Annotated in this window: 11 protein-coding genes and 1 pseudogene; 9 read left to right on the top strand and 3 right to left on the bottom strand. The window is 60.2% G+C overall.

What is annotated here, in order from left to right; all coding sequences use genetic code 11:
- Positions 1 to 23: 23 nt before the first annotated feature.
- Positions 24 to 374 carry a 50S ribosomal protein L19 gene (gene rplS, locus PSCI_RS00490; protein ID WP_045481342.1) on the top strand — a complete coding sequence of 117 codons (351 nt, stop codon included), beginning with the start codon at positions 24 to 26 and terminating at the stop codon, positions 372 to 374.
- Here rplS and PSCI_RS28885 read toward each other — a convergent pair.
- Positions 355 to 546: a hypothetical protein gene (locus PSCI_RS28885; RefSeq protein WP_144403173.1), complete on the bottom strand. Its 192-nt coding sequence runs from the start codon at positions 544 to 546 to the stop codon at positions 355 to 357. The two genes, rplS and PSCI_RS28885, sit on opposite strands and share 20 nt — an antisense overlap.
- On the bottom strand, positions 534 to 1757 hold the full coding sequence (locus PSCI_RS00485) for an RNA-guided endonuclease InsQ/TnpB family protein (protein WP_045481340.1): 1224 nt from the start codon (positions 1755 to 1757) through the stop codon (positions 534 to 536). Before PSCI_RS00485 ends, PSCI_RS28885 begins: the two co-directional genes overlap by 13 nt.
- 357 nt (positions 1758 to 2114) lie before the next feature.
- On the opposite strand from PSCI_RS00485, the gene xerD reads away from it, so the two are divergent.
- From xerD to PSCI_RS00455, 6 genes and pseudogenes are all read left to right on the top strand, one after another.
- On the top strand, positions 2115 to 3011 hold the full coding sequence (gene xerD, locus PSCI_RS00480) for a site-specific tyrosine recombinase XerD (RefSeq protein ID WP_045481337.1): 897 nt from the start codon (positions 2115 to 2117) through the stop codon (positions 3009 to 3011).
- 123 nt (positions 3012 to 3134) lie between these two features.
- A complete protein-coding gene (dsbC, locus tag PSCI_RS00475) occupies positions 3135 to 3875 on the top strand; it encodes a bifunctional protein-disulfide isomerase/oxidoreductase DsbC (RefSeq protein ID WP_045481334.1) in 741 nt (246 codons plus the stop codon).
- Between the two features lie 81 nt (positions 3876 to 3956).
- Entirely contained in the window at positions 3957 to 5261 is a 1305-nt protein-coding gene (locus tag PSCI_RS00470; protein ID WP_045481331.1) for a homoserine dehydrogenase, read from the top strand.
- 105 nt (positions 5262 to 5366) lie between these two features.
- Complete coding sequence (gene thrC, locus PSCI_RS00465; RefSeq protein ID WP_045481328.1) at positions 5367 to 6776, top strand: threonine synthase; 1410 nt, start codon at positions 5367 to 5369, stop codon at positions 6774 to 6776.
- A gap of 173 nt (positions 6777 to 6949) precedes the next feature.
- Positions 6950 to 9022 (top strand): annotated as a pseudogene (locus PSCI_RS00460) (transporter substrate-binding domain-containing protein); the annotation flags it as partial.
- Positions 9023 to 9260: 238 nt separating this feature from the next.
- A complete protein-coding gene (locus PSCI_RS00455; RefSeq protein WP_045493646.1) occupies positions 9261 to 9557 on the top strand; it encodes a DUF3509 domain-containing protein in 297 nt (98 codons plus the stop codon).
- Positions 9558 to 9711: 154 nt separating this feature from the next.
- On the opposite strand, the gene PSCI_RS00450 is transcribed toward PSCI_RS00455, so the two are convergent.
- Positions 9712 to 10548 (bottom strand): TIGR02285 family protein, encoded by an 837-nt coding sequence (locus tag PSCI_RS00450; protein ID WP_045493643.1) that lies wholly within the window; start codon positions 10546 to 10548, stop codon positions 9712 to 9714.
- Between the two features lie 218 nt (positions 10549 to 10766).
- Between PSCI_RS00450 and PSCI_RS00445 the strand changes: the two genes are divergently transcribed.
- Both PSCI_RS00445 and recJ read left to right on the top strand, forming a co-directional pair.
- On the top strand, positions 10767 to 11309 hold the full coding sequence (locus PSCI_RS00445; RefSeq protein WP_045481325.1) for a YaeQ family protein: 543 nt from the start codon (positions 10767 to 10769) through the stop codon (positions 11307 to 11309).
- Between the two features lie 37 nt (positions 11310 to 11346).
- Entirely contained in the window at positions 11347 to 13056 is a 1710-nt protein-coding gene (recJ, locus tag PSCI_RS00440) for a single-stranded-DNA-specific exonuclease RecJ (protein ID WP_045481321.1), read from the top strand.
- Positions 13057 to 13094 lie beyond the last annotated feature (38 nt).

The raw sequence follows: 13094 nt of genomic DNA, 5'->3' as shown, positions 1-13094 counted from the left end.
GGATCACCCTTAGGAGCACAAGCATGACCAACAAAATCATTCTGGCCCTCGAAGCCGAGCAGATGCAGAAAGAAATCCCGGCCTTCGCCCCGGGCGACACTGTTGTCGTTCAGGTGAAAGTGAAGGAAGGCGATCGTAGCCGTCTGCAGGCGTTCGAAGGCGTTGTCATCGCCAAGCGTAACCGTGGCGTGAACAGTGCTTTCACTGTTCGCAAGATCTCCAGCGGCGTTGGCGTTGAGCGTACTTTCCAGACCTACAGCCCGCAAATCGACAGCCTGGCTGTCAAGCGTCGCGGCGACGTTCGCAAGGCCAAGCTGTACTACCTGCGCGACCTGTCCGGTAAAGCAGCACGCATCAAGGAAAAACTGTCCTGATACAGTTTTTCGATGCATGAAAAAAGCAGCCTTCGGGCTGCTTTTTTTTCGTCTGCTGTACGGTGGCAGCGACCTGGGTCGCGAAGCTTTTTTCTGAGCTGGAGTCTGCGAGTTCGTTGACATCCTCCCCGGCCTGAAGGCCGGAGATTCCTGCGGCGCTCAGGCGCGGCATCGAGCTGCCCCTGAGTCGCTTCGGTGGGTTCCTGCTGCTGGCGCCATGACCTCTGCGCTCACTTCACAGGCTAACCGGGCGTGTCCCGCCCTTAGTACATTGATCGCCCCGACCACATCGGCGTTGCCTTCAAAACCACATCCCACACACCTGAACAGCGCTTGCGTCTGGCGGTTGGCCGCCGACACATGTTCGCAACACGGGCACCTGCGGCTGGTATTTTGCGGCGGCACGGCAATCAGCCAGCCGCCGCGCCACGCCAGCTTGTAGTCCAGTTGGCGGCGGAACTCGAACCAGCCCTGATCGAGGATGGCCCTGTTCAGGCCAGATTTGGCCCGAACGTTTCTTCCCGGTGCCTCGGCCGTGCCTGCCGCCGACCTGGACATATTGCGTACCTGCAAGTCCTCGATACACACCATCGCGTGGTTTTGGCTGATCGTGGTGGAGCACTTGTGCAGGTAGTCGCGGCGGGCATTGCCGATTCGGGAATGAATGCGCTGGACGCAAGCTTTCGCCTTCTTCCAGTTGCGGCTGAATCTGACCTTGCGGCTCATCGCCTGCTGCGCTTTGCACAGCGCGGTTTCATGGCGTTTGAAGCTGTTCAGGGGTGCGTAGAACGAGCCATCCGAAAGCGTGGCGAACCGGGCAATGCCCATGTCGATGCCGATTGCCGCACCCTGTGCCGTGGGCTGCTCATCAATCTCGCGTTCGGTCTGGATGCTCACGAACCACTTGCCACACGACTGGCTCACGGTGATGTTCTTCACAGTACCCAGCGTCTCGCGGCTGTTGCGGTAGCGCAGCCAGCCCAGCTTGGGCAGAAACAGGCGGCTGTTGGTCTGGTCGAGCTTGATCTGTTTCGGGTCGGGATAGCGCAAGCTGTTGTTCTGCCCCTTCTTCTTGAACCGGGGAAAGTCGGCTCGCTTGGCGAAGAAGTTGGTGTAGGCCCGCTCCAGATCCTTGAGGCTCTGTTGCAACGGGTGAACAGGCGCATCGGCCAGCCATGCGGTTGGCGGGCTATGGCGCCACTCGGTCAGCAACTTGCACAGGCCCGCATAGCCGAGCTTGTTCTCGCCTTGCTCGTGACGTTCCTTCTGCAACGCCAGCGCCTTGTTGAAGACGAAGCGACAGGAGCCCGCAAAGCGGCGCATTTGCCGCTCCTGCCGGCCGTCTGGCATGAGTTCGTACTTGAAGGCTTGAAGTCGTTGCATGCTGCTCTTGAGCCATGAGCAATGAAGACGCCATTAGGCGCGGACGGCACGGTGTTTTCAAGGTGCATGACCATGGGGTCTTTGTAACGAAATACCGCCGTATAAGGGCATCTGTGTCGCCGTATTACGTCGCATCATCCTGTGGCGGTGCATCCATCGAACAGCAGCAGACACCCCACGGCAACCAGGGACGGCTACGCCGTCCGCGCTATCCTTCCCCGCCCTGAACGGCGGGGCTTGTCGCGCCCCGATGGTCAGGCAGTCCCATGGCTGCGGGATCTTTTTGGTGACTTGCGTTTATCTGCCGAAAGTCTTGTAGTAGGGTCTGTCATCCTCTTCTGTGTGCCTCGAACCGCAATGCCTGCCCTGGATCACCCTCTGATTGACCGCTTTCTCGATGCCCTGTGGCTGGAGAAAGGCCTCTCTGATAACACCCGCGAGTCCTATCGCAGTGATTTGACGCTGTTCAATGGCTGGTTGAGCGAGCGCAATGTGCAGTTGTCCGAGGCTGGCCGCGAGGTGATTCTCGATCATCTGGCCTGGCGCGTGGATAACGGCTACAAGCCGCGTTCCACGGCGCGTCTGCTTTCAGGATTGCGTGGTTTTTATCGCTACCTGTTGCGCGAAAAGCTGATCGCCGTCGACCCGACCCTGCAAGTCGAGATGCCGCAGTTGGGCAAGCCATTGCCCAAGTCGCTGTCCGAAGCCGACGTCGAAGCCTTGCTGGCCGCGCCGGACCTGGGCGAGCCGATTGGTGAGCGCGACCGGGCGATGCTCGAAGTGCTGTACGCCTGCGGGTTGCGAGTCAGTGAGCTGATCGGCCTGACTCTGGAGCAGGTCAATCTGCGTCAGGGTGTGCTGCGGGTCATGGGCAAGGGCAGTAAAGAGCGGCTGGTGCCGATGGGCGAAGAAGCCATCGTCTGGGTCGAGCGTTATTTGCGCGGTGCCCGTATCGAGTTGCTCAACGGGCGTCCCAGCGACGTGCTGTTTCCCAGCCTGCGCGGCGAGCAGATGACCCGCCAGACGTTCTGGCACCGGATCAAGCAGCATGCGCTGGTGGCAGGCATCAACAAGTCATTGTCGCCGCACACCTTGCGGCATGCTTTTGCGACTCATTTGCTCAATCACGGTGCCGACCTGCGGGTGGTGCAGATGCTGCTGGGCCATAGTGACTTGTCCACCACCCAGATCTATACCCATATCGCCCGGGCACGCCTGCAGGAGCTGCATGCGACCCATCATCCGCGTGGATAATTTGCCCGACAGTCCGGGTCCGTCTTGCCGGGGTAATGTGGTAGGCTTTGGCGGTTCCGCGGAACGAGGCACGATCCGCAGTGTCGGATGCCCTCGATTCTGTCCGCCGTTATAGGAGTTTTCATGCGTTTGCCTTCCTTTTTTGCTGTCGCCGCCGCAGTACTGCTCAGTACTTTCAGCTTTTTCGCCCAGGCAGACGCTGGCGCTGAAAAGGCCATTCGCAAGACCCTGGACTCCCTCGAACTTGAACTGCCGGTCGAAAGCATTGCCAGCAGCCCTTTCAATGGCCTCTATGAAGTCAAGCTCAAGGGCGGCCGTGTGCTGTATGCCAGTGGCGACGGCCAGTTCGTGGTGCAGGGTTACCTGTTCCAGATCCAGGACGGTAAACCGGTCAACCTGACCGAGAAGACCGAGCGCAAGGCCATTGCCCAGACCATCAACGGTATTCCGGCAGCCGACATGGTGGTCTATCCGGCTGTGGGTGAAGCCAAGTCGCACATCACTGTCTTTACCGACACCACGTGCCCGTACTGCCACAAGCTTCATGAAGAAGTCGGCCAGTTGAACAAGCTGGGTGTCGAAGTTCGCTACGTGGCCTTCCCGCGTCAGGGGCTGGGTTCGCCGGGTGACCAGCAGTTGCAGGCGGTCTGGTGCTCCAAGGACCGCAAGCTGGCCATGGACCAGATGGTCGAAGGCAAGAATATCAAGGCAGCCAAGTGCGATAATCCGGTCGGCAAACAGTTCCAGATCGGTCAGTCGATTGGTGTGAACGGTACCCCGGCCATCGTTCTGGCTGACGGCCAGGTGATTCCGGGTTACCAGCCGGCGGCCCAGGTGGCCAAGCTGGCGCTGGGCGCCAAATAATTCAAATTTTTTCAGCTGCAGTGCATGCAGTTGTTCTGTGCGGTTGCCCGAGGGGGCGACCGCTTTACGGGGAGTTCATCAGTGAAACCGGTCAAAGTAGGCATTTGTGGGCTGGGTACCGTCGGTGGCGGTACCTTTAACGTACTTCAGCGCAACGCCGAGGAGATCGCCCGCCGTGCCGGGCGTGGTATTGAGGTCGCGCAGATTGCGGTTCGTACACCCAACCCCAATTGCCAGCTTGCCGGTACCCCGACCACCAGCGACGTGTTCGAGGTGGTCAGCAACCCTGAGATCGACGTGGTTGTCGAACTGATCGGCGGCTACACCGTTGCCCGTGAACTGGTGCTCAAGGCCATCGACAATGGCAAGCACGTCGTCACCGCCAACAAGGCACTGATTGCTGTACACGGCAACGAGATCTTCGCCCGCGCCCGCGAGAAGGGTGTGATCGTGGCCTTTGAAGCTGCTGTCGCCGGTGGTATTCCGGTGATCAAGGCGATCCGTGAAGGCCTGTCGGCCAACCGCATCAACTGGGTGGCCGGTATCATCAACGGCACCGGTAACTTCATCCTCACCGAAATGCGTGAAAAAGGCCGTACCTTCCCGGACGTTCTGGCTGAAGCCCAGGCCCTAGGTTATGCCGAAGCCGACCCGACCTTCGACGTCGAAGGCATCGATGCGGCGCACAAGCTGACCATTCTGGCGTCCATCGCCTTTGGCATTCCGCTGCAGTTCGACAAGGCCTACACCGAAGGCATCACCAAACTGACCACCGCTGACGTCAACTACGCCGAAGCGCTGGGCTACCGGATCAAGCACCTGGGCGTGGCGCGTAGCACCGAGCAGGGCATTGAACTGCGCGTGCACCCGACCCTGATTCCGGCTGACCGTCTGCTGGCCAACGTCAATGGCGTGATGAATGCCGTAATGGTCAACGGCGACGCGTCGGGCTCTACCCTGTTCTACGGCGCCGGCGCCGGCATGGAGCCGACTGCATCGTCGGTGGTAGCCGACCTGGTGGACGTGGTGCGTGCCATGACTTCCGATCCGACCAATCGCGTGCCGCACCTGGCCTTCCAGCCTGACTCGTTGTCGACCCATCCGATCCTGCCGATCGAGGCCTGTGAAAGCGCCTACTACCTGCGGATCCAGGCCAAGGACCATCCGGGCGTACTGGCTCAGGTGGCGAGCATCCTGTCCGAGCGCGGTATCAATATCGAATCGATCATGCAAAAAGAGGTCGAGGAACAGGATGGCCTGGTGCCGATGATCCTGCTGACCCACGAAGTCGTGGAGCAGCGTATCAACGATGCCATCGAAGCCCTGGAAGCCTTGCAGGATGTCGTCGGCCCTGTGGTCCGCATCCGCGTCGAACACCTTAACTAAGAGCAGCTTCAAGCCGTAAGCTGCAAGCTGCAAGATGAAGCCGGTCACGTTTCGGCTTGCAGCTTGAGGCTTGGAGCTTGCAGCTCAAACCAAAGGTTTGCACCCATGCGTTATATCAGTACTCGCGGCAAAGCCCCGGCGTTGAATTTCGAAGACGTATTGCTGGCCGGTCTGGCCAGTGATGGCGGTCTGTATGTCCCGGAAAACCTGCCACGCTTCACTCAGGAAGAAATTGCCTCCTGGGCCGGCCTGCCGTACCACGAACTGGCGTTCCGGGTGATGCGCCCGTTCGTCGAAGGCAGCATCGCCGATGCCGACTTCAAAAAAATTCTCGAAGAAACCTACGGTGTGTTCGCGCACAGCGCGGTGGCACCGCTGCGTCAGCTCGACAGCAACGAATGGGTGTTGGAGCTGTTCCATGGCCCGACCCTGGCGTTCAAGGATTTCGCCCTGCAGTTGCTCGGCCGCCTGCTCGATCACGTGCTGGTCAAGCGTGGCGAGCGCGTGGTGATTGTCGGTGCGACCAGCGGTGATACCGGTTCTGCGGCCATTGAAGGTTGCCGCCGTTGCGACAACGTCGACATCTTCATCCTGCACCCCAATAACCGGGTGTCGGACGTGCAGCGCCGGCAGATGACCACCATCCTGGGCGATAACATCCACAACATCGCTATCGACGGCAACTTCGACGACTGCCAGGAAATGGTCAAGGCCAGCTTCGCTGACCAGGACTTCCTCAAAGGTACGCGGCTGGTCGCGGTCAACTCGATCAACTGGGCGCGGATCATGGCCCAGATCGTCTACTACTTCCATGCAGCGCTGCAATTGGGCGGCCCGGCGCGTTCGGTGTCGTTCTCGGTGCCAACCGGTAACTTCGGCGATATCTTCGCCGGCTACCTGGCGCGCAACATGGGTCTGCCGGTCAACCAGTTGATCGTCGCCACCAACCGCAACGATATCCTGCACCGCTTCATGAGCGGCAATCAGTACGTCAAGGATGCCTTGCATCCGACCCTGTCGCCGTCGATGGACATCATGGTCTCGTCGAACTTCGAGCGTCTGCTGTTCGACATGCACGGCCGCAATGGTGCCGCCATTGCCGAACTGATGGACACCTTCAAGCAAGGTGGCGGGTTCAGCGTCGAACAGGATCGCTGGACTGAAACCCGCAAGCTGTTCGACTCGCTGGCGGTCAGCGACGAGCAGACCTGTGAGACCATCGCTGAGGTCTTCGCCCGTACCGGTGAAGTCCTTGATCCGCACACTGCCATCGGTGTTCGTGCGGCCCGCGAGTGCCGTCGCAGCCTGGACATCCCAATGGTCGTGCTGGGTACAGCACACCCGGTGAAATTCCCTGAAGCGGTAGAGAAGGCCGGTGTCGGCAAGGCGCTTGAGTTGCCTGCCCACCTGTCTGACCTGTTCCAGCGTGAAGAGCGCTGCACAGTGTTGCCCAACGACCTGAAAGCGGTACAGGCGTTTGTCAGCCAGCACGGCAACCGTGGCAAGCCACTCTGACGGTATCGTTGTGTAACACTTGGGGCCCGCCATCTGGCGGGCCTTCTTGTTTGCGCATGCCAAACTCTGCCTTTCGAGTGATCCGGCAAGAGTGAGCGGCAGTGAAGCAGGTGAGCAGACAAGGACCGGTCGTTGTGACGGTCAGCGAAGCGCAGCGCCACAGGTGGCCAGCCATGTTACTGGTGCTGCTGGCGCTGCTGCTGTTCAGCGCGGTAGCGGGTGCCGGGCAGAGTTTACCGTTCACCCTGGCCGCGCCGTTTGAACCCGTTCAGCCGCTGGCGCTCAACGCCAGTGACCGACAGTGGCTTGATCTGCGTAAAGCGCTGCGGGTAGGCATCGTCGTTGCTGATAACGAACCGATCGATATCACCACGGATGGCAACCGCTATCAGGGCGTCAGCGCAGACTACCTGAGCCTGCTCGCTGGCAAGCTGAATATGCCTGTTCAGCTCAAGGGGTTCAGCCAGCGTGACGATGCCATCGATGCCCTGCGTGATGGCAGCATCGACCTGCTCAGTAGCGCCAGCTGCTTTGAGCGTGGGCAGGCCGGGCTGGCCTTTTCACGTGCTTACATGCCTGACCGCGCGGTGGTGGTCGGGCACCGCAGCGCGCTGCCGCCCGCCCAAGGGTTAGCCGGCAAAAAGATCGTCGTGCTGGACGATTATGCCGATCCGCAAGCACTCCAGAGGCTCTACCCGGACAGCCAGATCATTCTGGCTCCCGGTCTCTATAGCGCCATGGAGGCACTGAGGCAGCAAGAGGTGGATGTACTTATCGGCAATGACGTCGTGGTTCGTTCCTACCTGAGCATGCGTCCCTATCTGGCGTTGCAGGTGCATTTTGAAAGCGCGTTGGCACCCCATGGTTTTGCTTTTGCGTTGCGCGCAGATGGGCGACGTCTGAAGGGGCTTGTGGACCAGGCGCTGGCGAGCCTGGATGTACACCTTGAGCGTGAGGTGCAGGCGCGCTGGACCGCCGGGCTGAATGCGTACCTGGGTGAGCAGCGTATTGCCCTGAGCAGCCTTGAGCGCAGTTGGTTGGCCAGGCACCCGCGCATCACCGTGGCGACCACCGAGCACCCGCCTTATATCTATCGTGACGAACAGGGCCGCTGGGTGGGGCTCAATGCTGATGTCCTGGCGCGGATCTCGCGGATGACCGGCTTGCAGTTCGTTCACCAGAGCATGCCGTCTACCCTGGCCAGCCTGGACGCCCTGAACCGTGGCGAGGCCGAGTTGAACACCACCTTGGCAGAGAACCCGGAGCGTAAAGTGTTTCTCAACTTTACCTACTCATTCGGTGGGAACAATTGGGTATTTGTGGTCCGGCGCGGCGATGCTTCACCTGCCAGCCTCGCGCAGCTGGGTGACCGCATTCTGGCCTTGCCCGCCCGGCATGCGCTGGAAAGCGAAATTCGGCAAAACTACCCCAATATCCAGCTGCGCCTGGTAGAGACCTACGCCCAGGCCCGTGAGCTGGTCGAGAAGGGCCAGGCCCATGTCACGATCCAGAACGAGGCCGGGGCGTATCTGTTCAGTTCCGAGAAACTCAAGGTTGGCCGCAGCGTCGATGGCAAATGGTCGCCGGATCGCTTCGCGGTGGCCAGGTCGCATCCCGAGCTGTTGAGCATCCTCAATAAGGCGCTGGAGGCTTTTCCGGTGAGCGAGATGCGTACGATCCGCACCAAATGGCTGAGTGCCAGCCTGCCGCAGCCGTCACTCTGGAGTCGCATTCCTCAATGGCTGGTCTGGAGCGTTGTCCTGACCCTGCTGCTGGGTCTGGTTTTGCTGGCCTGTAATAGCCGTTTGCGCATTCAGGCCGCTCAGCGTCGCCAGGTTGAGGCGCAACTCAATGACCAACTGGCGTTCAAGCAAGCGTTGTTCGATGCCATGCCCATGCCGGTCTATGTGCGTGACCTGCAGGGCCGCCTGGTATCGTGCAATCGCAGCTACGAGCAGTTTTTCGAGATCGGCGTCGAGCATATGCAGGGACGACGGCTGATTGATATCGAGCTGTTGCCGCGCCAGCTCGCTGAACGAATGCACGCCGACTACCTGCAGTTGCTTGAGAGTCGCCAGCCGGTGTTCGTCGAACGGACCTTCGAACTCAATGGCCGCCGCGTGGATGCCTGGCAATGGAGCGTGCCGTTCTACGCAGCAGACGGTCGCTTGCAGGGGCTGTTGGGTGGCTGGGTGGACATCAGCGACCGTAAACACCTGGAGCGTGAGCTTGAACAACTGCGCCGGCAGTATGAGCAGCACACAGGTCACGCCCAGCAGCGACCGGGCCAGGCGTGCGCGTGTGACCCGGTGGCGGGGCGATGCTGATCAATGTTGATCGGCGGCCGCGGTTTTTTCCCTGTCACATTTCACAGGCATGCTCGATTGACGGGGATGGAGTCCTGCTTGGCATTAGAACTTTCTGTAATGAACGCTGGTCATTGATAAGCATCTTTTGCATTCAAATAATCGAGGGGTGATCAAGATGGAAAATATCAGTTTGCTGCTAAGCGAAGCGCTGGCCCCTTATCAGGTCAGCATCGGCACGGCTGGCCTGCGGGGCGAGCGGCTGGTGACCCTCAAGGATGTCTGCGGCACCGTGGTAATCGAGCGCAGTTTCAGCGCCGACCAGTTGCGTGACAGACTGTTGCTGACTGACGTGGTCGATGGCCTGCATCGTGATTTGCTGGTGGCCGAGGGGCGTATCGAGCCGTGTGTGATTGCTGCCATGCGCAATGCCAGCGCAAATCGTCCACTGGTCACTGCACCGGTTTTTGCCTGATCGGCCGGCAGGAACCTTCTGCCCGGATCGGGTTCTGATCAGGTATGGCAGGAACGATCATTGTGCTCCGGTGATTGCTACCTGCCGTCTGGCCCTTTACAGGTCCAAGGTTTACCCCGACCAGTCATCCCCGCTGCTCGGGGTTTCTTTTTGACTATTTATCGATGAAGAACGTCTTGGCGTCCTGCAGGTATTCTGCACGCCGTTTCGGGTCCAGCCACTCTGCATACAGCTCGATCAGCTTTTCTTCGCGCAATACGCGCATTTCCCGGTTGATGATCGCCATGGCTTCGCGCCCTTGCTCGGTATCAGAGCAGCCAATGTGAGTGAACTGATACTTGGGAGCATCCTTGACCGGTAGAAACACCAGTTCGGTTTCGCGAATCCCTTGTTGCAGCGCCTGATAGCGAGCTTCCGGCCAATAGCTGATCATCGCCTGGATCCGGCTCAGGCGCTGCATCTGCAGCATGCTGCCAATCGCATCGTTACCGTAATGCGACGAGATCTCTTCTTCGGGCACTTGACTCAGGATCTCATCGATCACCGGACCGTAGCTGCGGCCTGCGACCACCCCGATTTTGGCGGTCTTGCTGGCCAGCAGGGCCTTCAGATCAATTTGCCGGTTGGCAATGAAGGGCGTGAAACGCGCCAGATCGTCCTTGCGCACGGTCAGGCCATTGGCAAATACGGCATAGGTGGGGATGGAATAGATGATTTTCTTCGCCCGCTCAGCGGTCCACAGCAAGGTGGGGTCGCAGGTGAAGCTGGGTTCGTTGAGCATCTGCAGGCCGCGCGCGCGGTTGACGCGCATTAACAGATGATCGTACTGGGGCATACGCGCGATCAGCAGCGGCATGAGCTTGTCGATAGCGCCCTGACCCTGATCAGGGCCGCTAAAAATGGTCACCGGAGGCATATCGCGCATCAGCCAGATCAGCGTGTCTTTGGCCTGGCTGGTTCCAGGCAGTGTGCCAAGACCCAACAGCAACAGGCAGACAGCCAGACGCAAGCGTGCAAAGGGTGCGGCGCCAAGACACATGCGTGAAACTCAACCTCCGGGAAAGTAATTCAAATTGCATCAACCATGCGGATTAAGCCAGTGGATTTTGCAGTTTTTGTCTGACAACTTTGAGTCCGCCCGGATGTGGTCGTTCACCGCCTGCGCATCGGGTAGACTTATCGGCTTTCTCCTGCTCCGGAAGCCCGTCCATGGCCCAGCCGTCGACCACCTATAAATTCGAACTCAACCTCACCGACATCGATCGCAATATTTACCAGAGCGTCAAGCAGACCATCGCCCGTCATCCGTCCGAGACCGAAGAGCGCATGGCCGTCCGTTTGCTGGCCTATGCCCTGTGGTACAACGAACAACTGGCCTTCGGTCGTGGCCTGTCTGAAGTAGACGAGCCCGCGCTGTGGGAAAAAAGCCTGGATGACCGCGTCCTGCACTGGATCGAAGTCGGCCAGCCTGATCTGGAGCGCCTGACCTGGTGTTCACGGCGTACCGAGCGCACCAGCCTGTTGGCCTATGGCAGCTTGCGTGTCTGGGAAACAAAAGTAGTCGCTGGAGCGAAAAGCCTCAAGAACGTCAGCATCGCTGCGGTGCCGCAGGACGTTCTGGAAGTTCTGGCCAAAGACATGCCGCGGGTCATCAAGTGGGACGTCATGATCTCTGATGGCGAGGTGTTTGTGACCGACGACCGGGGCCAGCATGAAGTGAAATTGCAATGGCTGGCCGGCGAGCGCGGTTGATCACCCCGTATCACTTTGAAAAGAGGCATCAGTACCCATGCGTATCGAACACCGTCCCATGCCCAGCCCCTTGCCGGTTCTTGGCGATCTGCCGCCGCTGCTGACCCGCCTGTATGCGTCGCGTGGCGTGGTCTCGGCCGAGGAACTGGACAAGAGCCTGGCGCGGCTGATTGCGTATCAACAGCTCAAGGGCATCGATGCGGCGGTGGACCTGCTGGTCGAGGCCTTGCAGCAACGTCAGCGCATCCTGATCGTTGGTGACTTCGATGCTGACGGTGCGACTGCCAGCACCGTGGGCGTGCTCGGGCTGCGCCTGATGGGCGCTGCGCATGTCGACTATCTGGTGCCCAACCGTTTCGAGTACGGCTATGGCCTGACCCCGGAAATTGTCGACGTGGCGCTGCAGCGCTCACCAGACTTGTTGATGACCGTCGATAACGGTATCTCCAGTGTCGACGGCGTGGCCGCTGCCAAGGCCGCCGGGCTCAGAGTGCTGGTCACCGACCACCACTTGCCTGGCCATCAATTGCCGGCCGCCGATGCGATCGTCAATCCCAACCAGCCAGGCTGCAGCTTTCCGAGCAAATCGCTGGCCGGCGTCGGGGTGATGTTCTACGTACTGATGGCCCTGCGCGCCCGCCTGCGTGAGATCGGCTGGTTCGACCAGCGGGCCCAGCCGAACCTTGGTGAGTTGCTCGACCTGGTGGCGCTGGGCAGCGTCGCTGACGTGGTGCCGCTGGATGCCAATAACCGCATTCTGGTCCATCAGGGCCTGATGCGGATTCGCGCCGGTCGCGCCCGTCCGGGCCTGCGTGCCATTCTTGAGGTCGCTCGGCGTGATCCTTCACGCATTACCTCTACCGACCTGGGGTTTATCCTGGGGCCGCGTCTGAATGCTGCCGGGCGGCTGGACGATATGAGCCTGGGGATCGAATGCCTGCTGTGTGATGACCCGGATCGGGCCCGGGAAATGGCGGTGCAGCTCGATGAGCTGAACCAGGACCGCAAGAGCATTGAGCAGGGCATGCAGCGCGAAGCCTTGGCACAGCTCAAGGACTTGCCGCAAGAGTCCATGCCATTCGGGCTGTGTCTGTTCGAGCCGGACTGGCATCAAGGGGTGATCGGCATCCTCGCTTCACGGCTCAAGGAGCGTTACCACCGGCCCACCATCGCCTTTGCCAGCGCCGGTGACGGGGTGCTCAAAGGCTCGGCGCGTTCGGTGCCAGGCTTTCATATCCGCGACGCGCTCGATGCGGTAGCGGCCCGATATCCCGAGCTGATCAGCAAATTTGGCGGCCACGCCATGGCCGCAGGCCTGTCGCTGCCAGAGCAAAACTTCCCGGCATTCTGCGCCGCATTCGACGACGAAGTACGCCGCCAGCTGAACGAAGACGACCTCACTGGCCGGTTGTTATCCGACGGCACCCTGGCCGTCGAAGAGTTTCATCTGGAACTGGCCCGCGCCCTGCGTAACGCCGGCCCATGGGGACAACACTTCCCCGAGCCGCTGTTTCACGGCATCTTCCAGTTGGCCGAGCAACGGGTGGTCGGTGAACGGCACCTGAAAATGGTACTCAAGACCGAATGCGGCAGTGTGCGCCTTGACGGCATCGCCTTCGGCGTAGATCGCGACATCTGGCCCAACCCGAACATCCGCTGGGTAGAACTGGCCTACCGGCTGGACCTCAACGAGTTTCGTGGTAATGAAACCGTCCAACTGCTGGTGACCCATATCGCCCCGCGTTGAAAAGAGTCGGTTGAGACAGGTTTCGCCCAGCAGGGCGA

The sequence above is a fragment of the Pseudomonas sp. StFLB209 genome (assembly GCF_000829415.1).
GTDB lineage: Bacteria > Pseudomonadota > Gammaproteobacteria > Pseudomonadales > Pseudomonadaceae > Aquipseudomonas.
The sequence above is the reverse complement of the archived record's forward strand: the minus strand, read 5'-3'. Positions and strand labels throughout refer to the sequence as shown.

Excerpts from the sequence above, each read along its gene's own strand:
- rplS (WP_045481342.1), top strand. The coding sequence starts at position 24 with ATGACCAACAAAATCATTCTGGCCCTCGAAGCCGAGCAGATGCAGAAA.
- PSCI_RS28885 (WP_144403173.1), bottom strand. The coding sequence starts at position 546 with ATGCCGCGCCTGAGCGCCGCAGGAATCTCCGGCCTTCAGGCCGGGGAG.
- PSCI_RS00485 (WP_045481340.1), bottom strand. The coding sequence starts at position 1,757 with ATGCAACGACTTCAAGCCTTCAAGTACGAACTCATGCCAGACGGCCGG.
- xerD (WP_045481337.1), top strand. The coding sequence starts at position 2,115 with ATGCCTGCCCTGGATCACCCTCTGATTGACCGCTTTCTCGATGCCCTG.
- dsbC (WP_045481334.1), top strand. The coding sequence starts at position 3,135 with ATGCGTTTGCCTTCCTTTTTTGCTGTCGCCGCCGCAGTACTGCTCAGT.
- thrC (WP_045481328.1), top strand. The coding sequence starts at position 5,367 with ATGCGTTATATCAGTACTCGCGGCAAAGCCCCGGCGTTGAATTTCGAA.
- PSCI_RS00455 (WP_045493646.1), top strand. The coding sequence starts at position 9,261 with ATGGAAAATATCAGTTTGCTGCTAAGCGAAGCGCTGGCCCCTTATCAG.
- PSCI_RS00445 (WP_045481325.1), top strand. The coding sequence starts at position 10,767 with ATGGCCCAGCCGTCGACCACCTATAAATTCGAACTCAACCTCACCGAC.
- recJ (WP_045481321.1), top strand. The coding sequence starts at position 11,347 with ATGCGTATCGAACACCGTCCCATGCCCAGCCCCTTGCCGGTTCTTGGC.